Source organism: Spirulina sp. LEGE 11439 (assembly GCF_059821285.1).
Window position 1 is genome coordinate 1 of sequence record NZ_JCAMRX010000029.1, and the last position, 22255, is coordinate 22255.

Sequence of the window (22255 nt, forward strand, 5' to 3'; positions counted from 1 at the left end):
TGACTGGTGACTGGTGACTGGTGACTGGTGACTGGTGACTGGTGACTGGTGACTGGTGACTGGTGACTGGTGACTGGTGACTGGTGACTGGTGACTGGTATTACCCAATAGAGGAGCGTTTCCGGGGAAAAATAACGATCGATGGTTGGGGACAGGTGGCTAAAGCTCTCTTGTTCGGGAAACAGTTCTCGATAGGTTAATGTCATAAACTGGAGCAAAGAAGTGCGATCGCCTTCGCTTCCTGCGATCGCGCGATATCCAGTTGGTAATGTGGAAATTTCAATATTCAAGAGTTCACAAATTCAAGAAGATATCAATTTCTTTACTTTTTTTGCGTTTTATTACTTTTTGAGGTTGGGAGGGTTCGCGATCGCAGTTATGGTTCTGGGTGCGGGGGTTGTTCGTTAATTTTCAAGGATTTGCGGCTAGTTTTCAGGTCTTTCCACAAGCCTTTAATCTGTTGATAGGCTTCTTCTGAGGAGAGTTTCCCTGCGGTTTCTAAATTGCACAAATAGTTAACGCGTTGGGCAAACTCTTGTAAATTGGCATTGAAAACAAGATTTTGAGGTGTAAAGTCACCGTGGTAAGAGGCTCTGGGAAAAAGAAATCTATCTCTATTGGGAGATTTAGGTTGATCTGAATCGGACATCTTTTAAGTACCCTCATGGCATTTACTTTTTTATTGTAGTTTTAGAAGCGATCGCGGGAAAATTGCTTCTTGAGAAAATCAGAGATTGCGAGTTCATTTTACAAATTAACTTAATTATAGATTAAACTCGATTTACTCAATCTTTACTGCCATTGACAACGGGGTTATATTGCGATCGCTGTTTCTCTCTACCGTCGGTATTCGTCCCCACAATCGCAGATCGCTTGCAATAGGTCTTGCGATCGGTCAAAAATCGCTTCTAATGTTTGATAATCTTCGCGATCGAGTTGAAAATCAAAGATTTTGGCATTCCCAAATATTAATCATAGGTCTATAGTTTTTAATGTACTATACTTTTTTGCCAATTCTCCTAAGTTTTATCAAGAAGCATTGAAGTGCTTGCTATTGATTTGTTTGAAGTCATTTGGAGTATTGCAATTCCAGAGCATTTTTTTCTCGCGATCGCTTAAAACTATCTCTTTGACTGCAACAGTTCCGAGAAACTTTTGAAAGGAACGATCGCCGCGATCGATAAAATCTTCCAAGTGGGGTAAAATTTTAGGGCGATAAAAACCACATAGGGGTTCCCAACGATCGCTATTTTTCGGCACGCAAGCTAAAATCTCCGATGAAATCTGCTGTAAGTTTTCACACCAATTTAACAGTATTTCAGTTTCTAATAAAGGCAGATCGCAAGCTAACAGTAAAAGCCAATCAAGAGTTGTTTCAATTTGTTGCAATCCTTGACAAAAAGCAAAAAGAGAGCCTTCTCCATGAGGGGATTCTAAGAGAAAATGACTCTCACTGGGTATGAGATCGCGATATCTTTCTGGCCAAGGCGTGAGAATATAAACTGTATTGCAGCATTGTTTGGCAATGCGATCGATTTTCTGAAGCAAGGGGATATTATCGAATAACAGGAAAGCTTTATCTTGTCCCATTCTCGAGCTTTTTCCGCCTGCTAAAATTAGAGCATTAAGAAAGATTTGTTTTGACATCACGATAAATGATTTTTTAGCAAATGTTGGGGAATCTGTACAGTTTTAATTTTTTGATAGGGACTGTCTTTTCCTACATCTCTTTCTAAATTCCCAGACAAACTTTTTCCTAAAGAGCGAATTGAGGTCATAATATTACAATTTCGTGCTTTAATAATAGAACCTCGTTTGCCTCGATCGCGCAAATCATCCGAATGCGAGAGATGAGTCACTTGACCCGTCCAGCAAATCTCAAATCCTAAAAGTTCCGCACGCATCAATAAATCTCGATCTTCCCATCCCCAACCTTGAAAGATTTCCTTATATCCTCCCAATGCAGTTAAGATACTTTTTCTCGTACAGATTAGACCACAACCAGGACGATTTTTAATATCTTTTGCTTTTTCGCGAACAATTTTAACAGACGCAATCTTATTTTGAACTTGAATTTCATAGGTATAACGATCGCGCCTTAAAACCTCAGCATCGGGATGAGATTCTTCCACATTTTGCACGCAAGCGATCGCATTCTCTTGTAACTTAACACAATTCAGCAAATTCTTGAGTGTTGCGGCATTCCAAATAATATCTGCATCCGAGATCAGTAAATATTCAGCATGGGAATGTAAGATTCCTTGGTTGATTAAACAGGATTTATTAAACTGAGGAAGAGGGTAGGATAAAATTTCCACTTTTTCCCATTTCTCCAACTTTTGTAAAAGGTCAATACAATCGCGATCGCTCGAGCCACCATCACAAATAATAACTCGTTCGATCTGATTTTGCTGAGGGTTTTCTAGGGGAACTAATGAGTTAATACATTGTTCGATCTCGCTCCGATTTTTTACTGGAATAATTACCTCAAACATGAGCTTTGTTTTTGTTGAATTGAATGCGATCTCGCATCTTTTTAATCCATTTTAGCAGCAAACCAAAATGCCCAGAGAACTGTTAGTATAAATAAAACCGTACAGAAGCGATCGACCCAAGCATGCCAAAAGTGAGAATCAATAAAAGTCATCTTTTGAAAATATAAATTGTAGACAAAATTATCTTTATTCTCATTATAAGTATTATTCTGGTGTTGTCCAGTTGCGATCGCCTGCAATATAATGTAATTTAATCGGTTTGGCGATCGCTAAAGGAGTTAGATCCGGTTGCATTCCCACTCGAAATTTCTCCAGATTTTCCCTTGCACGCGCTTTTAAAGACCTTAAAAGTGCTTTTCTTTGAGGAGATTCCAAACCTGTTTTCAATGCGGTCGTAAGAGAATTAGGGCGTTTTCTGCGAAAGTAACAAAATTCAGGAATATTCACAATTTTTGCAGCAAAGACCGATCGCAGTAAAAATTCTGTATCTCCTCCAAATCTTAATCCTGTTGCAAATCCTCCCACGCGCATGACTAAATCTCGCGCAACTAAACTACTGGGATGAATCAAAGGATGACCGAGTTTTTCCTTTAAAGCCAAGTTAACATCTAAAGGATAGCAAACAGGAGTTATTTTAGATTCTACTTCATAAACGCGCCATTCTTGCGTTCCTACTAATTCTGCACCTGTCTTTTCCGCAACGACCAAAAGTCTTTCTAAGCGAATATTGGCAGACCAGTCATCAGCATCTTGGAATAAATAAGCGTCATAATTTGTATCTGCGATCGCTTGTTGAATCAAACGATAAGGACCGACATTTTCAGAAGATTTTAATAAGGTCACTTGCGGAAATTGCGCGGTTATTTTTAGAGGTGGATCGAGAGAACAATCATCAAGGACGAGAATACGATCGGGAGGTCGAGTTTGATCGACTAATGATTGAATACAACGATGCAACCAAGGATGACAATTATAATGAGGAATTAGAGCTAAAACTGTAGAGTTTTTGGTTATTTTAGAGGCAGATCGAGAGCTATTAATTTGCGGTTCAATTTTAGGCGTTATTGCACCCCAAGAAAATTTAATCTTATTTTGTTCTAGAAGTGCGATCGCATTTAAAAAATGCCAAGATTTGTGAGTTTTCAACTGAGAGAGAATGGGTGCGATCGCATTTTTTGACCCTATCCAAGCAATATTCTCTAACCATTCCTCCTTTGCAGTTTCTAATGGGAATTTAAACTGAGGAATTAATGGTGCAATAAAGGAAGATTTAGAGATAATAATATTGCGATCGATAAAACTATTTCTCGGACAATAAGTAATTGTCTGAGGTGATAATATTGCTATTTGTTTTGAGATTTCAGTGAAGTGAACGCATTTCATTTTGAGAACCGATCGATCTTAACTATTCATTAGATCGCATATAATTGACTGTTTCTCATTAACTTCTTGGGTTCTGCGATCGAAGACGGATTGACGAGAAGAAGGAAGTGCAGATAAGAGCAAACATTGATAAGCTAAATCTGATTGTCCTGCATCAAGTAATGGTTGTGCAAGCGATCGCAAGATGGGAATCCAAGGTGCTGAATCAATTGCAGAATCCGAGGGATTACTATGTTTCAATCCTGCATATTTTTTTAAGATTGGCAACCATTCTCGCACATTAAATTTTTGCTTGAGAAATAGAGTAGAATAGCCTTGTTCTAAGAAAATTCTCGCTTTTTCTGCTTTTGTTTCAGCAACAGATTGCAAGTTATGAAAATATTGTTCAATTTCTTCTCGATCTTCTAACATTGCTTTGCGCCATTTCAACCACGCTGTGAAAAAGCGATCGCTAACTGGCTTGTCTTCAAAATCAATAATTTCTGTCCCTTGCACTAAATTAATCCAATAAGCAATTAAACTCAGATCAAAACGAAAACTGAAAAACTCTAAATCTCCCATCAAGATAGATAAAAGTGGTTTCAGAGATTGGGAGATTTTACTCTGATTTTGATTTGCTAAATGCCATGCAGGTTCAAAACTATAGAGCAGGTTTTGGCTGCTGAAGCGATCGAGAATTATACGATTGTATTTCAACTCAAAGGGGAAATTATCCCATAGCGATCGCGCAAAATCTTCCTCTAGATACAAGCTAGGAATTAGCAGATCGAGGAGGAAGGAATCATCTAAATTCTTTTCTCGATTAAGAGCTATTCGTAAACGTTTTTTCGCATGTTGATAAATTAAAAAAACTTGAGAATCTTTTGCTAGGAAAGAACAAGAAAATAACAATATTCGTGCGGTTATTTTTTCAACTTCTATATCTTGACAGGGAGGCGAATTCAAGATATCATTGATTAATTCTTGAGTTGATGGTGCAATTCCTGAATAAAGAATGAGGCGAGGATTAATTAATTCATAAAGTAAATTGGCGATTTTCTTGGCTTCTCCAATTGGAAATTGAGGAAAATTAAGCCATTCATCCCAAGGACGATCGCGGATTATTGCAATCCATTCGCGATCGCTACAAAATTTATACTTTGTTTCAATAATATCTCGCGATCGAATATAAACTTGTGCTTCAATGTCTCCAAAGGTACGATCTGTCCAATCTTTTAAATCGTCGAGAGAAAAGCGATCGCGTTGAATGGGTTGTAACAAAAATTCAATTCGCTTCTTATTTCTTCGTCGAACTTGATAGTTTAAAATCCTATTTAAGGTCGGTAATTCAATTTCTCCAGTATATTGATTTCCTGTTAAAGTTTGTACTTTATCTTCAACTCTCCCTTTGATTTTAGCCGTTAAACCTATGCGATCGCAGGAACAATCTGCATGATTTAATTCTAATATATCGCCACATTTGTAGCGAATCAAAGGCATCGTAAAGTTAAATAGATCTGTTGCAACTAACTCTCCCTCAATAACTTCATAAAAACAACGTTCTTCATCTAAATGCAAAATCCTTTGTTCTGGACAAATTAGCCCTGATATCCCTGTTTCTTGGCAGCCATACTCATTAATGATCGGTGCATTAAAAACCAACTTTAATAAAGCAATTTGATACTCAAACAAACATTCTCCCGTGCAAATCACTGCTTTAACTTGCGGAACCTTATGATGAGATAAATAAGCCGCAATTTCACAGAGTTGACTTGGATATCCGCGAATGACGCTAAATCGATCTTTTAGTAGATTTAAGAATAACTCGATAAATTCTCGGTCGATTTTTCCAATTAACGATCCATCCATCCATCGCACTGGAAATAGACGACTCGCAACATTAAGAATAGGAATAGTTTCATCAATTCCCCACCAAGAAAGTGTTTTTTGTCTAGCGGCAATTCTGGCAGAATTCCACGCTTCTCCAGCAAAATAAACCAAACTTTGCCCACGAGTTCCTCCTGTTATTCCTCGATAAACAACATCCGAGGCATTTGCCAGAAACAAACTGGGATTTTGACGTACTTCTTCCTTCTCTAAAGGGCGCAATTGTTGAAAAGCTGCTCGCCAATCCGGTATAATATTATGATTGCGATCGCAGAGTCCTGCCTCTCGAAATCGCTTTTGATAGCCCGGAAGTTTGACTGCGATCGCTAATAGTTTCTCAATTTGAAAATCTTCCATTTTTGATCTTCTAATATTGCGATCGCATTATATTTTCAATCAATCTACTCATCTCTATTTGTCACTTTGAAAGTAATAATACTATCTTCAAAATCCTGAAGGCGATCGGTAAATTCTGCTGTTGGTGTAGAATAGGTGATAATCCAAAAAATATTGCGATCGGCAATGGTATAAACTAATTGCTTAATTTGAGTATTGACTGTTTCAATTTCTACGATAATACGCCCTGCTTGCCATTCTTGTAGTGTGTGAATTTCTTGTTCTAGAATTTGATAACCCACTCCCATCAAATCGTTAGCGATCGCTTGCTGAAACTCCTCCAAACTTGTCCCTTGAGGCATGTTTTGCGAAGTTACATTAACATTGGTGACAAATCCATCCTGAGAATTTTGAGTATCGAAAGCAACTAAAGTTACTAAATCTTTTGTTTCTCTGAGTGCATTACTCAGATTTTGATATTCCGAACCTGCCTCCTCTAGATTAACTGCTATTTCCTCAATATCTTTTTGCGGATCTCCTCCTTCGTATCCGGGAGGCAAATACAGAGAGACTCCATTTCCTTGTAGCTTTTGAAAATTAGGATTCGTGAGAATATTCTCAACTAATTTGGCACTAGCTTGATGAGAACTTGCTTTAACTTTTGTTTCTGTTGCTTCGGAACTCGGACGATTGCAGCCGATTACAGGAAATATTAGCAGCAGAACGATCGCTAATCCTTTCAGTTTTCGGATCATGTAGAACTTTCCTTAAGATATTCTGAAAAAATTCATCTTTTGCCTTGGTTTATATTACACCGTTTCGCCATCATTAGCAGGTTGATGGCTCAAAAATTCTGCCAAACCCCGAAAATAAATCCCTTGAGGGGTAATTTCAAAGCGGTAGGGAAATACTTCTACACCTTTCGCGATCGCTTCTCGCAACAACTCTCCATAAACTGGATCCCGATAATCCCCAGGAGCAAAGCGATCGCAGTCTCCTCGGTTAATAAAATATAAAATTCCTGCTTTTGTTGTCCCTAACACTCCCATTAATTCTCGCAGATGTTTTTGTCCTCTGGTGGTAACAGTATCGGGAAATAGAGCGATGTTTCCTTCTTCCCATGTTGCGCTTTTGACTTCAAGATAGGTAGCGGTATTGCCATCGCTGAGGAGAAAATCAATGCGGCTCTTTTTTTCAATTCCGCAAGGAACTTCCGAGCGAATTGTATCGTAATAATCTGCAAGTTCTGGCAATAATTTTTGTGTTAAAGCGAGTTTAATAATACGATTGGGCATTGCTGTATTGACACCTACCCAAGTGGGTTGAGTTTCGCAATTTACACAAATCATTTCCCAAGTATAAGCCAATTTTCGTTTAGGATTATTGCTGCGAGAAACTTGGACTGAGCTACCGGGAGCATGGAGTCCGATCATGGGACCGGTATTGGCACAATGGGCGGTAATAATCTCTCCAGACTCGAGTTCGATATCGGCTAAAAACCGTTTATAACGCTTGAGGAGAATGCCAGATTTAAGAGGAGGATATTGATAAATTAAAGTCACTATTTTGTTATGGGTTATGGGTTATTAGTTATTTGCTGGCGGAGTTGAGTTAATTCAGCTTCTATAACTTCAGACGTTTCTAAGTTTTTGAATTGTCCTTCAAGGGCATTATTATTCAGTTGAGACGCTAATTCTGCCCGTGCTTCTAAATCTTGAACTCTTTCTTCAACACGATCGAGAAGATTGAGGGTACTTTTTCCAACTCCTTTTTCTAGGAGTTCGTGTAGGCGACGGGTTGCTTCTGCTGAAGTGGCTCGAGCGAGATACATATCTTTTTGTACCTTAACGCGAGCGAGTTTGTCTTCAAGCAGGCGCAAATCTTGTTTGAGTTTAATCGTAATTTCGTTTTGCTGTTCGATTTGACGATGAAGGAGAGTAGCGTTATCTTGATAAGTTTTGCGACGGTTGAGAGCTTCTCGAGCGATCGCTTCTTCACCTTTTATGAGGGCAATATGGGCGCGACGATACCAATCTTCGGCGGAAACTCGATTTTGTGCAACTTTGCGTTCCATGCGCTTCTGAGTGGCGATCGCGAGAGCAACAGCTTGGCGCATTTTGACTAATTCTTGCTGCATCGCATCCACCGTCCTCTCTAAAATTAGAACGGGATCTTCTGTAGCACTTACCCAGCTATTTATATTTGACCGCACAACGCGCAGGAAGCGATCGAACAATTCCATGATTTTGTCGATTTTAATATTTTCCTTATTTTATCGCAATGCAGAGAATGCGATCGCGAGGTTTTCGCAAGGTCGAGATCGTGTCATTGAAACCAGAAATTTTGCAGGAGTGAAAATAATTTAACTTTGTATAAAAAATTCTTCGGGATCGATATCCCAATTAACCCAAGCGATCGCTGCTCTCGCAGAGTTTATTTGAGGAGGAACGCGTAACGAATGACAATAACCCGTACTCGGACAAATCATTTTTAGTAAATAAATAGGTTCGATGTCAATAGCTGAATGAATTCTTAATAAACTATATTCCTGCCACTCATCCAATTGTTCTGCTTGCAATTCAACACACAACCTCGAATAACCAATTCCTTGTAATAAAACTCGCCTGAGTTCTACATTGTCCTCTGATAATAACCATTGAGATTGCCATTGAGAAGGAAAAAGTTTTCCATATCGTTCGGGTAATTTTACACCATGATAAGCATATATTGCTAGACCATCACTAAATTGAACAGCGGGCTTTCCTTCTCCATGTAAGCGATATTCTTCATCAACAGAGAGAAGTTGTGGGCGATCGATAATTAAGAATGTATTTTCATATCCTCCAAACCAACTACAAGATTGAACTAAGGATTGAAATAATATCCATGTTTCTGAATTGTGACGGCAATTTAAGACAGAAATACAGTAATCATATAAGCTGGCACGGGCGAAGGTACTCCCCAAATTAATAAATCTGAGTTTGGGTGTTTTTTGCAATATCTTTTGTTCAGTTGTGACTAATTCCCAAAAGCGAGCCGTTTCTTTAAAATAATGTAAAGAAAGCTTTAACCAAAGATGTTGTGCAATTTGACGCTGTAATTGTCTTTCCAGTCGATCCCACAACATATATAAGCGAAATTTCCACGTTCTTTGTTTGGGTCGTAAATAATAGGAAAGACTGGCAGGACTATCACAAAAAATTAAATTGGGAAAAGGTTTTTTTAACGCATCGCAGGTGGCTTGAATTGTACTTTTGATTTGGACGCGATCGCAAGGGATTACAGATAGAGAAACTTTGCGCCATTTCTCTTGATATAAAGCGATTTTTGCTTCTTGTTCTGGTGTCAATTCGTGAATCAGATCGAGTTCTCTAACATTGAGAGTATCTTTCCAAGTTTCTATAGTTTGGAGTAAATTCATATTGATTATTCCTGTTGTTGGCGAGAAAAGAAGCTAAAAGTAGCGATCGCAATGCCGATCGCGAATAATGAGAATACTGTTGTAATTGTTCCCAAAGCATAAAGAGCAGGAGATGTTACATTAGTGGTCATACCAAAGATTTCTAAAGGGAGAGTATTATTCTGTCCTGAAATCAAAGAAGTTCGCGTAAATTCATCATAAGAGAGGGTAAAACTAATCATTGCTACCCCTATCAAACTCGGAGCAATTAAAGGCAAAATAATCTGCCAAAATGTTTGCCAATCATTAGAGCCTAAATCTCGAGATGCTTCCTCATAAGCGGGATTAAAACGATTAAAAATTCCAACAACAATGAGGAAGGCAAAAGGTAGCGTCCAAGTCAAATGTCCTCCTAGAGCAGAACTGTACCATTCTACCTCTAAGCCTAAAAGATTGAAAACAATCCCAATCCCCAGAGAAATCAAAATACTCGGAACGATTAAGCTAGTGACTGTTAAATAAAAAATAAAACGCGATCCATGAAATTTACGACGAAATGCTAAACCTGCCATAACGCTAAATACAACAGATAGCATCATAACAATTAAGCCTAAAACAAAAGAGCGTAAAAAAGGAGTGATAAATTCGCCGATACGCTGTTCGCCAAATACTGCACCGATCCAGTAAAAACTAAATCCTTTCATGGGAAACGTTAACGATCCTTCTTCTCCTTGCAGCGATAAGAGAAAAATTGCCAACATGGGACCGTAGAGAAAGAGAACAAATAGGGCAAAAAATCCACCCAATAGATAAAACGATAAAGGATATTTTTTCATATCAATAACTCCAAATTTTTCTAATTAAAGGAACTATAGTTCTTTGCGAATATTCACTGTTCGCATAATTGCAAATACTAGGGTTAGTGTAACAATTAATAAAATTACAGCATTGGCTGCAGCAAAAGGATATTGCAAGCTGCCAATTTGATTGCGAATGGCATATCCAATTGAAGAAGATTGACCGCCACTCATTAAGCGAACAGTTGTAAATTCTCCCATGACTAACGTTACAATAAAGATTGAACCGATCGCAATCCCCGGAGCAGAGAGAGGTAAAATAACTTCTTTAAATACTTGAAAGCTAGAAGCTCCTGTATCGACAGCAGCAGTAATTAAATTGCGATCGATACGAATTAAACTATTGAAAATTGGCACAATCATAAAAAGTGTATAGAGATGCAATAAAGCTAAAATTACAGCAAAATCAGAAAACAAGAATATTTCAATAGGCTCTTGAATCAAATCCAGATTTAACAATAATTGATTGAGCAATCCTTCACGTCCTAAAAAAGGAATCCATGAAATCATGCGAATAATATTAGAAGTAAAGAAAGGAATCGTACAAATAACAAAGAGAATAACTTGCAAGCGTAGGCTTTTAATATGAAAAGCAAGAAAATAAGCAACGGGATAGGCGATCAGTAAAGAAAAGAACCAAGCGATCGCGACAAACTTGAAAGTATTTAAATAAGTATCGAGATAAACTTTAGAGGTAAAAATATTCAAGTAATTATCTAATTTAAAAGCAGGGGTCATGGAATAGCTATTAAATTCCCAAAAACTCACCACAAAGATAGTCAGAATCGGGAAAATAAGAAAAAGAAAAAAAACCAAAGTTTGTGGTGTTACTAAAAGATAAGTTTTCAGATTCTTCCAAGTTTTTTGCATGGATTTAAAAAAAGTGCTTTTTTCAGTATATAGTGTAGTCAGAAAACTCTACGATGAGAACCTTCAGCTTTTTGTATAAAGCCCAATTATCAAGCTCGAAGAGTAAAGATATCTGGTATATTAGCCGCCATCTTCCCAGTAAACAACAAATTCGGAAGTTTTCCAAGCCTCTAAAGCCATTTTTAAACTATTTCCCCATAACAGGAGTTTTGCAATGAAATACGAGCCAATTAATTTTTCCGATAAATTTTCTCAATTTAGCGATCGCTGGTCGCCTAAAATCATTGCTCAAATGAATGATTATCATTACTGAAAAAGTTCGCGATCGGGAGTTTACAGCCTCAAATGATGTTTGGCTTTGAAAGCAAAAGCTCTAAATTTTTTTCCTCTTTTGTTAATTTCCAGAATATTGAATTCGATAGATTCTACCGTTTGCTTCTTCAGTAAATAATAAACTACCATCAGGTAATGCTAATAGTCCTACAGGTCTTCCCCAAGTAGAAGGAATAGCGGCATTGAGAAGAAAACCCGTTAGAAAATTTTCATATTCTCCAATTGGTCGTCCTGTCTCGTCAAACGGAACAAAAACTAATTTATATCCCGTTCCGCGATCGCGATTCCATGAGCCGCGAAAGGCAATAAACGCACCATTTTTATATTTTTTAGGAAATGTTTCGCCCTCATAAAATTGTAATCCTAAAGCCGCAGAATGAGAGCGAAATAAAACATCTGGAGTCAGTGTTTTTGCTGCTAATTCAGGATTTTTACTGCGATTATTTTGCATCTGACGTGGATCGAGTAAAGTCGGGCTTAAATAAGTATAAGGCCAGCCGTAAAACTCGCCTTCTCGAATGCGAGTAAAATAGTCTGGGACGAGATTGTTTCCCATTCCATCTCGTTCATTTACAGTTGTATAAAGCTCATTTGTTATAGGATGAAAATCTAAGCCAACGGGATTTCTCAATCCAAAGGCAAAAGTTTTTTGTTGCGATCCATCTAAATTCATGACTTGAACAGAAGCACGAGGTAAAGGTTCACTATTAATATTAGAACGAGAACCAATTGAGACATAAAGTTTGTTTTGGTCGGGAGAAATAATAATATTTCGAGTCCAATGTTGATTGTATCCACCTCCCGGTAAATCAGCGATCTTTTCTCCTCGTCCTTCGAGTTTTTCTTGTCCGATACGATAAGGATATTTACGAACTGAATTGGTATTCCCCAAGAAAAAAGAATTGTTGGAAAATGCCATGCCAAAAGGGATATTTAAGGCATTTTCAGCACTGGCAAAAATTTCTCGATTTTCTGCAACTCCATCTCCATTTTTATCTTGTAATAAACGAATGCGATTTTTGCGGGTTTCAGTTACTAAAATATCTCCTGCTGGAGTTAACGTTAACCATCGAGGCCGATCTAAATTATCGGAAAAAATATTAACTTGAAATCCTTGAGGAACTTTAAGAGTGGGGTTATCGGGAATAGGAACGATTTGAGGAGATTTGGCAACACTGCGAGTGGCAAAAGGATGAGGAAGACGATCGAGAGTAATGCGAATGGGTTTAGGGATTAATATTACGGTCGGAATTAGAGTTTCTGGCGATCGCGACACTATTTCTCGATCGAGAGTAGCATCAGTTTTGCTGCGATCGCTTTCGATGGAATTAGAAGGACTGCAAGCTGTCAGAACTAGAAATGCGATCGCTAACAAAAGCATTTGATTATAGTATTTAAACAATCGATTTTGTAAATTCATAGTCTATTCTGAATAAAAATTAGCATAAAAGTTGGACTCCCTAGGGAAAGATATTGAATTTATAGCTTTTCTAAACTCTCTCGAGCCAATTCTGCTATTGTATCAAAGCGAAAATTCTCTGCTAAATCTTGCAATGCTATTTTTATAGCAGAATGCTCTAAGGGAATTTGTTCGATCAATTCATTGACCAAAAAATCGCTGCATTGAAGGCTAGCCTTATGAAGGCGATCGCGCCATGTTTTAGAGAGGATCTCTAAATTTTCTGCATTAAGTTCATTATTTTTAGGTAAGTCTTGTTCTGGAAGCTCAAGCGAGGTAAATCTTTCGTCATAAATATAAGGAATATCAAGATGCTTACCAAGAATTTCAAATAATTTCTCTTGGCGAAAAGGTTTGCTCATAAAATCGTCACATCCTGCAGCTAAAATGGCTTCTCGATCTTCTGTAAAAGCACGAGCAGTCAGTGCAATAATAGGAATAGAATTTGCAGTTTGATGAAGAAGAGGAATTATTTCTTTTCTTTTCTTTTCTTTTTCTCGAATTAATCGAGTTGCTTCATAACCATCCATCTCCGGCATCTGAATATCCATAAAAATAAGATGAGGTTGCCACGATTGCCATAATGTAATTGCTTCTTGGCCATTGTTAGCTTCTTGAACTTCAAATCCTTTTGAATGCAAAATTTTCCGCAGTAATTTACGATTCACAGCAACATCTTCAACAATCAGGATACGATAAGAAATGTCCTTGATCGCTAAACCTTTAATTGTTCTTTTGTCTTTTGTTAAAGAGGTATTTCTATCGCTAATACCAACACAAATATCAAATGTAAAAATAGATCCTTTATCGATCTCGCTTTTTACAGTGATATCACCGCCCATTAAGCGAACAAATTTACGACTGATGGGCAATCCTAACCCCGTTCCTTCTGAAGAAGAATGACCCGTGCGCGTCTGTACGAAAGGCTCAAATAAGCGATCGCATTCTTCCCGAGCAATTCCTGCTCCAGTATCTTCAATTTCAAAATGAACTTTGTTTGTTGTTGTTGATTGTTGATGGCTACTGATTGACTGGTGACTAATTCTTAAAACTATGCTGCCACGTTCGGTAAATTTAATTGCATTGCCCAATAAATTGACTAAAATTTGACGTAGTTTACTCTCATCTGTTACAATAAATTGAGGAATATTTTTGTCGCGGTCGCATTTTAATTCTATTCCTTTGTTTGCAGCTTTCAAAGAGAACATTTCTAAAATTGAATCTAATAAAGCATAGATATCTATGTCTTTCTGGTTAAGCGTTATTTGTCCAGCTTCAATTTTAGACATTGATAAAATATCATTAATCAAAGTCAATAAATGATTACCACTGCGATTAATAATTGTTAAATATTCTTTTTGTCGATTAGGTAAATTCTCTGCGTCACTGAGAATTTCGCTAAAACCCAGAATTGCATTGAGAGGGGTTCTTAATTCATGGCTCATTGTTGCCAAAAAAGCACTTTTAGCACGATTTGCAGTTTCTGCAGCCTCTTTACTTTGTCGTAAACTTTCCGTTTGTTTAGCGATTTGATTTTCTAAAGTTTGATTATAATCGGCGAGAATTTTCTCAACTTGTTTGCGTTGAGTAATATCTTGAAAAACGACAAGCGCATAAATAATTTGACCATTTTTATCGTAAATTGGTGCGCCCCATGCTTCAATAGGAATCGTGCGATCGGAATGATGAATTTCCATATTATCAATGGTTATTTTTTCCCCTTTTAATGCTCGTACAATTGGCATTTTTTCTAGAGGATAAAGACGATCGCTTCCTGCTAAATAGCATCGATAAAATTCTGGAATTTCTTCCCGATCGATTTCCGGACTAACGCCGCGACCGAGTAATTCAATAGCACGCGAATTGCCATAATAAGGATGCCCCAAAGAATCTAAAATAGCAACCCCAACGGGCATTGCATCTAAAAATTGAGTTAACTGGTTCTCTCGGTCTTTAACTTCTGTATAAAGTTGAGCATTTTCTAGGGCAATTGCTGCTTGTAAAGAAAGGAGTTTCAACAATTCTACATGCTCTGCTGTAAAGATTCCGGGCGCTAAATTATTTTCTAGATAAAGAACTCCAATGATTTTTCCACGGCTTAATAAAGGCACACAAAGAACTGATTTGGGTTGATTTTGAATAATATAAGGATCGTGCTTAAACTGTTGTTCGAGAGTTGCGTCTTGTAATACCAGATTTTCTTGACTGCGAATAACATAGGTAATCAGAGTTTGCGGTAGATCTGCCGTTTCTAAGGGAATTGAAGGTAACACCTTAAACTCGTCCGTATTCATCTTTCCTGATGCTACAATTTTCCATTTTTTGAGATCGCCTTCTGAGGTCGATGATAAAATCAGAGATCCTTGTTCTGCTCCAGCATTTTCAATGGTTAAACGCATTAATTTAGTCAGTAATGTTTCTAAAACAATTTCACTCGATAGCATCTGCGATGCTCTCAAAATACTCAGTAGATCGAGATCGCTGGAGGTTGAAGTATTCGTTACTAAGATTCCGGGATTGGGTTGAGTAAAATATTGAGAGTAAGATTGTTCTATATGACTGACTTTAGCGATCGCGCCCCAATCTAAATAGCGATCGCGAGCTTCTCTTATATAAGTTTTAGCGATTGTTTCCATGCCTCTGATGCGATAAAATTTGGCTGCTAGTTCATAGCATAAGGCTTCTTCTTGTAGATATCCATTCTCTTTAGCACCTTGGATTGCTTGTTCGTACAAATTCATTGCTTTTTCTGTTCTTCCTCGCAGTTGAAAATACTCTGCTTGGACTAAATAAAATTTATGTAAATGATTTTGCGGTGCATGATGCGACCATTTCTTAAGTTTATTGAGATTATGTTTAATTTTATTCGTATATCGATGCTGCTCGCGCCCATTTCGATCTGCCTTTTTATATTGTAAAATTTTACTCAGTCGAGAAAGAGAATCATAAAAATGAAAAAGAGGAGTCACAAATAAACCAATAACGCTATCTAAATATTCTTTGGCAAGATCGGAATTCTCAATAGCGCGATCGTATTCACCAAATAAGTAGCATAAAATAATTTTATTAAAATATAAGTGAAAAAACTGACTTTTTTGATTTGATCTTTTATGGACTGCAATCATTTCTTGTTCATTATATATTTTTCCTTGCAAACTACAGAGACCTTGAAAAAATATTTCGTTGATATTTTTGCTTTGGCGATCTCGTAAATTCAGAATACTCTGATAATAAATTTGATGAATTTGTAAAATAGGTTCTTGTTTAAGATGGAATATTTCTTCCATTCCAGTTGCCATATTTTCTTGGACTTCTGTTAATCGTTTCCCAACAAAATACCCATAATAAGCATGAGTTTGTAGCGACCAAGCGGCAAATTCTAAATCTCCTGTTTCTAATCCATCTTGATAGCATTTTAATAAAGGCTGTAAGGTTTGATTGAGATGTTCTTTCCAATGTTGAACAAAACAATAAAAAATAAAATTCGTTCCTACTTTCAATTCTGAAAACCCTAAAGAATCTAATAATTGACAAGCAAGTTTGCCAAATTTATAACCTGATTCAATATCTCCTAACCCACCACATAAAATAAATCCATAAGCAGAATACCCATAAACTGATTGTGGCGAATTACCATATTTTATAGATAATTTTAGTAAATTAAAAATCAATAAAGGAACGAGATCGGGAAGAGCTACATAAGCAGCAGAGCCTGGACTTAATAAAACTCGCATTTGAGCTAAAATAAATGGATCTTTAACAATAGGAAATCTCTCAAAATCTTGAATCTTTAGTAATATAAGTTTGGTTTTAATGAATCCGAATAAAATATCAATTTTTTTAGGATTTTTCGCTAATTTTATACCTAGCTTTTGAATGATCTCGATCGCATTATCAATTGCTTCTAAAAGACGGTTTTGAGCGTTGAGTGATTGAGTTCTCAGTTCGTAAACTTTAACTGTATCTAAGACTTTTCGTGCATTTTGGATAACTGGTTCTGTAAAACTGTGCTGTTTCTCAAAATCACCTTGTAAATAAGCAACTTCTGCTGACAATTCATAGAGAGATAAAGTTAAAGAGTAATAGGTTATCCAAGCATTTTCAGGAAGAAGCGATCTCCCTGCATCTAAATACTCCTTAGCTACTCCATAAGCCGTTGATTTAAGTGCTTTTTTTCCTGCTTTTATATTCAATTGAGCAAGTTCTATTTTTTCGAGTTCGTTGTCAATTAAAGAAATACTCATATTTAGTTGATTGACAATATCAAACAGATATTCGTCTCGATCTTTTCTGGATTTTTGCAAAAAGCGGCCGATTTGCAAATGAATCATCTTTTTCTCATTTTCTGCAATTGAAGTATAGGCTGCTTGTTGAATGCGATCGTGGACAAATTTAAAATTAATATTTTCCAATCGATCTAGATGGCTGCGATCGTTGGTTAATAGATCGATATCTCGATCTAAAGAAAAAATAAATCCTTTTTGCAAGGCTGAAATCAAAGCAGAACAAATATCGAGAGAAGATTCTTGACAAACTTCTCTCAAAATTGACAAATTAAAATTATTCCCAATACAGGCAGAAAATTGTAATAGCTTGCGCGTAGTTTGAGGTAACTTGAAAATCTTTTTTATCATTAGATCGACAACATTATTCGTTATCTCAGTTGCTTCTATTGTTTTGATATTCCAACTCCATTGAGGTTGAATATTAGATGAGTTGACTTGCAATTTTAGTAAATTTTCTTGTTCTAAAGTTTTGAGAAATGTGTTGATAAAGAAAGGATTTCCGTTGGTTTTATGCAAGATCAGTTCAGCTAAAGTTTTAACAGATTCATGTTTTTTTCTTAAAGTATCGCTCAACAAAGAAATGATTGTATCTAATTTCAAAGAGGATAAAATAATTTGCTCGATCGCAATATCATGATTTTTGAGTTCTTCTAAAGCAAGTTGTAAAGGATGAAGCGCATTCACTTCATTATTGCGATAAGCTCCAATGAGCAGTAAACCTGTAATTGATATTTCAGTGAGAATGATTTTAATTAAAGTTAAACTTGCAGAATCCACCCATTGTAGATCGTCTAAGAAAAGAACGAGAGGACGCTCTGAAGATGCTAAAACACGAATGAAATTACCAAAGACGAGATTAAAGCGATTTTGCGATGCGATCGCATCTAATTTCGGAATTTCCGGTTGCTCTCCTACAATTGACTCTAATTCAGGGATTAACTCAATAATGACGCTTCCATTCTGCCCTAAAGCTGCTTGCAATCGTTCGCGCCATTGATACAAAATATTGTCATCTTCTGCTAAAATTTGGCGCATTAAATTACGAAAGGCATTGGCGATCGCAAAATAAGGAATATTGCGTTGAAGCTGGTCAAATTTTCCTGCGATAAAGTATCCACGACGCTTGGTAATCGGTTTATAAAGTTCTCTCACCAAGGCTGATTTTCCGATCCCAGAATCACCACAAACAAACATTAATTGACAAGATATTCCCCCTTCAACAACATCATTAAAAGCAGCAAGTAAAAATTCTAATTCTCGTTCTCTTCCGTATAATTTCTGAGGAATAATTAATTCTTCGTTAATATCTCGCGTTCCCAGAGTAAAAGGAGTAATCGTTTGCGATCGCTGCCATTCTTGCAAGCATCGCTCTAAATCCAGTTTTAATCCATAAGCACTTTGATAGCGATCTTCCGCATTTTTTGCCATCAACTTCATAATAATCCGAGCAATCACTTCTGGGTATGAAAATTGAAGATTAGGTGGAGATTTGGCGAGATGATAATGGATTATCTCTAAAGTATCATCGCTATAAAAAGGCAATTGTCCGGTTAGAACTTCGTATAAGGTAATTCCCAGAGAATAAAAATCGGTACGATAATCTAAAATTCGATTCATGCGTCCGGTTTGTTCGGGAGAAATATAAGCTAACGTCCCTTGAAGGGTTTTGACAGTATCGGGGGATACTTGGGTTCGATCTAAACGAGTTGAAATCCCAAAATCAATGAGTTTCACCTCTTCAGTTTCTACATTAAACAGAAGATTAGCTGGATTAATATCCCGATGAATAATTTTTGCAGTGTGAACTCGTCTTAAAATTTCTGCAATTTGGATCGTCAGTTTGAGAAAACGTTCTAAATTATTTTGCCAAAGATTATTTTGATTAATCAATTCTTTGAGCGATCGCCCACCAAAATCATCTAAAATCAGAACTAAAGTACCGCGATAATTTTCTAATTCATATACTTTAATAATGCCTGCATTATCAAAGGTTTTGAGAATATCGTACTCTTGTTGAAAGCGAGCGATCGCAAGAGAAGTAGGATAATCGGACTTGAGTTTCTTTAAAATAATCGGTCGATTATCTACGTCGCGAATGCCCCGATAAATTTCGGAATGATTGGTTTCGCAGATTGGAGAGAGAATCTGATAACCGCTAAGGGCAAACATGGCGTCGATCGGTGCAAGAATAAGAAAATACTAACAAAAAATAATCAAGCCATTGAGAAATGCTCTCGATCGATTCAACGCGATCGCCTCATTCTCTCAATTCTTCTGGCATTATGTCCAATAATTCCTCGAGACAACGAGGCAAAATTAGGAACTCGGATTTTCCCAGACGGCGCGATCGAGCGATTACAATTGATAAAGATAATCTTCAGCGATTTGGTGATTTCCCATGACCACTGTGGCTAATTCCCCTTACACCGACCAACAAATTTCCGCATGGCTGCGGGGCTTGCTGACCATTGCTTGGGCTGATGGTCACTTCGATCCCGAAGAACAAGAATTGATCGCCCAACTCACCCAAGACGAACTCGCCCCAGCAACGGATCTTGGTTCATTAGAACCCATTTCTCCGCAAGATTTGGCCGATATTCTGGGCGACGATCGCAATACTGCCGAGAATTTTATCAGAACGGCAGTCATGATGGCATTGGCAAACGGGGTTTACTCCATTGAAGAAGCCAAGGTCATTAATGAATTTCTCGCTGCTTTAGGGTTGGAGGTTGAAGCCTTAAAATCCTTAGAACAGACTCTCTACGATCCCGAACAACACAAACTTGAAACGAATGCACTCCCTCCTCCTTCACAGGAAGAATCCTCTGTGGATGTTCTCGGACCGGTGAGAGAGTGGTTGGATAAAATGGATATGGACGATCCTCGCGTTGCCCGTTTTGTTTGCAAAATGGTTCCCCCGCAATGTCCGTTTGAACGAGATGTCAAACTTTTCGGCCGCAAAATTGTCCATATTCCCCCCATGTGCAAGATTAATCCCTTGTACGATCAACTGGTAGGGTTGCGCTTCCGCGCCCTCTCTTATCTGGCTGATGATTGTCAAGAAGATGTTTCTAAATATTGTTAGGAGGTAATGGATAAGAGGTAATGGATACATTGGATAAAAAAATCGCAGAAAAAACAGCGATCGCATTCATAACCTTTTTCCCGATTGCCAATTACCCATTACCCATTTCTCATTACCGATTATTAAAATGCAGTTTATCGACCAAGCAGAAATTGAAGTTCAAGCCGGCAATGGAGGTGATGGAATTGTTGCCTTTAGACGGGAAAAATACGTCCCTGCGGGAGGGCCGGCAGGAGGAAATGGCGGCTGGGGCGGATCGGTGGTTATTAAGGCTTCAGAACGCCTGCAAACCCTCTTAGATTTTAAATATGCTCGCTATTTCAAGGCTCAAAATGGTAAGCGCGGGGGTCCCAATAATTGTACTGGAGCATCGGGAAAGGATTTAGAAATCGAGGTGCCTTGCGGAACGATTATTTACGATCTAGATCGCGAAGAAACGATCGCAGATCTCGTGACTCCTTCTCAAACCGTTTGTGTGGCCAAAGGCGGAAAAGGCGGTTTGGGAAATAAACATTTTCTGAGCAATCAAAATCGCGCCCCCGAGTACGCTTTACCGGGTTTAGATGGAGAGCAATTCCGCTTGCGTTTAGAATTAAAATTGCTGGCAGAAGTGGGGATTATCGGCTTACCCAATGCTGGAAAATCAACTTTAATTGCCGCTCTTTGTTCTGCCCGTCCCAAAATTGCCGATTATCCTTTTACGACTCTCGTTCCCAATTTAGGGGTAGTTCGCAAACCGACAGGAGATGGTACGGTGTTTGCCGATATACCGGGTTTGATTGCCGGTGCCCACGCGGGAATTGGCTTGGGACACGAGTTTTTACGCCATATCGAACGCACTCGTTTATTGGTGCATTTAATTGACGCAACAGCAGATAATCCCCTTGAAGATTATCGTATTATTCAAGCAGAATTAACGGCTTATGGGAAAGGGTTAAGCGATCGCCCGCAAATTCTCGCTTTTAATAAGTTAGATGCGATTGATGAAGAGTTACAAGAATTTTTGCAAGCAGAACTTGCCAGTATGACCCAATCGCCGATTTTTGCGATCTCTGCGGTTACGCGATCGGGACTCGATAATCTCTTACAAAATATTTGGCAAAAGTTAGATGAATTGAAAGCAGAAAAAGCGGCGATCGCGATTTGAGACTTATCTTCACAACACGTATGGAATGCGAGCGATCGCAATTTAAGAAGACACAGGTTTGCTGCAATAATTGAGATGTTCGCATCTATCATTGGATCGGAGGTAAAGTCTATTGCTATTCAACGTCCTCTCCGAGTTCTCAAATACAAGAAAAAAGGAAACTGATAATACTCGATCGCCAACCACAATAAACAAATTAAATGACTGACAAAAACAATCCCCATCCAAACCCAAGGAAACCATGACCCGCGACTTCCCGGTAAAGGGGGAAAAAGATAAGCAGACAATCCTACTAAACCTGTCGGCAAACTCACAAAAAATAGACTTCCCCACCAATATCCCCAATGGGGTTCAAATCCAGCACGATAAGAATCTTTCCATCGCTTTCCTGTCCAAAACCACGTTAAAGCTATCTCGCTATCGGCTAATTTGAGTTGTTGTTGTTCCCAGTCCGGTGCAAAAATATGAGAACAAGTATCGCAGTTCATGGCCTCCATTAAAGTCATCGTTGTCAGTTGGCCGCAGCGACATATGGGACAGGGATAAATTCCTCTTTCAGATAAAGGATAAGGATTGAGATTTTGCGATTTAAACATTAATTTGGTTATTGATTCTGAAGTTAGCGTTCATTCAATAGTCGATTAAATAACAAACCACTCCTATTATCGATTGCTTAATATATTTTCAGGATTTTCTCAGATCGGCATGAGATAAATGTCATGTAAGTTACAAAATCTT

At 37.8% G+C, this 22255-nt stretch carries 18 protein-coding genes and 1 pseudogene; 3 read left to right on the top strand and 16 right to left on the bottom strand.

What is annotated here, in order from left to right; translation table 11 throughout:
- From AC6RV6_RS18235 to AC6RV6_RS18305, 15 genes and pseudogenes are all read right to left on the bottom strand, one after another.
- Nucleotides 1-290: pseudogene (locus tag AC6RV6_RS18235) on the bottom strand (hypothetical protein); the annotation flags it as partial.
- A gap of 86 nt (nucleotides 291-376) precedes the next feature.
- Nucleotides 377-649, bottom strand: a complete 273-nt coding sequence (locus AC6RV6_RS18240; protein WP_500242304.1) for a DUF7219 family protein — start codon at nucleotides 647-649, stop codon at nucleotides 377-379.
- Nucleotides 650-1029: 380 nt separating this feature from the next.
- Entirely contained in the window at nucleotides 1030-1647 is a 618-nt protein-coding gene (locus AC6RV6_RS18245) for a molybdenum cofactor guanylyltransferase (RefSeq protein ID WP_500242305.1), read from the bottom strand.
- On the bottom strand, nucleotides 1647-2495 hold the full coding sequence (locus AC6RV6_RS18250) for a glycosyltransferase family 2 protein (RefSeq protein WP_500242306.1): 849 nt from the start codon (nucleotides 2493-2495) through the stop codon (nucleotides 1647-1649). Before AC6RV6_RS18250 ends, AC6RV6_RS18245 begins: the two co-directional genes overlap by 1 nt.
- Nucleotides 2496-2536: 41 nt before the next feature.
- Nucleotides 2537-2647: a delta-aminolevulinic acid dehydratase gene (locus tag AC6RV6_RS18255; protein WP_500242307.1), complete on the bottom strand. Its 111-nt coding sequence runs from the start codon at nucleotides 2645-2647 to the stop codon at nucleotides 2537-2539.
- A 52-nt stretch (nucleotides 2648-2699) separates the two neighbouring features.
- On the bottom strand, nucleotides 2700-3878 hold the full coding sequence (locus tag AC6RV6_RS18260; protein ID WP_500242308.1) for a glycosyltransferase family 2 protein: 1179 nt from the start codon (nucleotides 3876-3878) through the stop codon (nucleotides 2700-2702).
- An 18-nt stretch (nucleotides 3879-3896) separates the two neighbouring features.
- The gene (locus AC6RV6_RS18265) at nucleotides 3897-6101 is read right to left on the bottom strand and encodes a phenylacetate--CoA ligase family protein (RefSeq protein ID WP_500242309.1); all 2205 of its coding nucleotides are present in this window, start codon (nucleotides 6099-6101) and stop codon (nucleotides 3897-3899) included.
- A 44-nt stretch (nucleotides 6102-6145) separates the two neighbouring features.
- Entirely contained in the window at nucleotides 6146-6835 is a 690-nt protein-coding gene (locus tag AC6RV6_RS18270) for a hypothetical protein (protein ID WP_500242310.1), read from the bottom strand.
- Nucleotides 6836-6889: 54 nt separating this feature from the next.
- On the bottom strand, nucleotides 6890-7642 hold the full coding sequence (sfsA, locus tag AC6RV6_RS18275; RefSeq protein WP_500242311.1) for a DNA/RNA nuclease SfsA: 753 nt from the start codon (nucleotides 7640-7642) through the stop codon (nucleotides 6890-6892).
- A 14-nt stretch (nucleotides 7643-7656) separates the two neighbouring features.
- Nucleotides 7657-8322, bottom strand: coding sequence for a PspA/IM30 family protein (locus AC6RV6_RS18280; protein ID WP_500242312.1), 666 nt, complete (start codon nucleotides 8320-8322; stop codon nucleotides 7657-7659).
- Between the two features lie 120 nt (nucleotides 8323-8442).
- Nucleotides 8443-9501 (bottom strand): DUF6745 domain-containing protein, encoded by a 1059-nt coding sequence (locus AC6RV6_RS18285; protein ID WP_500242313.1) that lies wholly within the window; start codon nucleotides 9499-9501, stop codon nucleotides 8443-8445.
- Between the two features lie 5 nt (nucleotides 9502-9506).
- The gene (locus AC6RV6_RS18290) at nucleotides 9507-10316 is read right to left on the bottom strand and encodes an ABC transporter permease (RefSeq protein WP_500242314.1); all 810 of its coding nucleotides are present in this window, start codon (nucleotides 10314-10316) and stop codon (nucleotides 9507-9509) included.
- Nucleotides 10317-10349: 33 nt separating this feature from the next.
- Complete coding sequence (locus tag AC6RV6_RS18295; RefSeq protein WP_500242315.1) at nucleotides 10350-11207, bottom strand: ABC transporter permease; 858 nt, start codon at nucleotides 11205-11207, stop codon at nucleotides 10350-10352.
- A 394-nt stretch (nucleotides 11208-11601) separates the two neighbouring features.
- Entirely contained in the window at nucleotides 11602-12960 is a 1359-nt protein-coding gene (locus AC6RV6_RS18300) for a PQQ-dependent sugar dehydrogenase (protein ID WP_500242316.1), read from the bottom strand.
- A gap of 59 nt (nucleotides 12961-13019) precedes the next feature.
- Complete coding sequence (locus AC6RV6_RS18305; protein WP_500242317.1) at nucleotides 13020-19454, bottom strand: AAA family ATPase; 6435 nt, start codon at nucleotides 19452-19454, stop codon at nucleotides 13020-13022.
- A gap of 59 nt (nucleotides 19455-19513) precedes the next feature.
- Here AC6RV6_RS18305 and AC6RV6_RS18310 point away from each other — a divergent pair, with 59 nt between their 5' ends.
- From AC6RV6_RS18310 to obgE, 3 genes are all read left to right on the top strand, one after another.
- A complete protein-coding gene (locus AC6RV6_RS18310) occupies nucleotides 19514-19687 on the top strand; it encodes a hypothetical protein (protein ID WP_500242318.1) in 174 nt (57 codons plus the stop codon).
- On the top strand, nucleotides 19684-20370 hold the full coding sequence (locus AC6RV6_RS18315; RefSeq protein ID WP_500242319.1) for a Mo-dependent nitrogenase C-terminal domain-containing protein: 687 nt from the start codon (nucleotides 19684-19686) through the stop codon (nucleotides 20368-20370). Before AC6RV6_RS18310 ends, AC6RV6_RS18315 begins: the two co-directional genes overlap by 4 nt.
- A 127-nt stretch (nucleotides 20371-20497) precedes the next feature.
- On the top strand, nucleotides 20498-21517 hold the full coding sequence (gene obgE / locus AC6RV6_RS18320) for a GTPase ObgE (RefSeq protein ID WP_500242320.1): 1020 nt from the start codon (nucleotides 20498-20500) through the stop codon (nucleotides 21515-21517).
- Between the two features lie 119 nt (nucleotides 21518-21636).
- On the opposite strand, the gene AC6RV6_RS18325 is transcribed toward obgE, so the two are convergent.
- The gene (locus AC6RV6_RS18325; protein ID WP_500242321.1) at nucleotides 21637-22113 is read right to left on the bottom strand and encodes a hypothetical protein; all 477 of its coding nucleotides are present in this window, start codon (nucleotides 22111-22113) and stop codon (nucleotides 21637-21639) included.
- Nucleotides 22114-22255 lie beyond the last annotated feature (142 nt).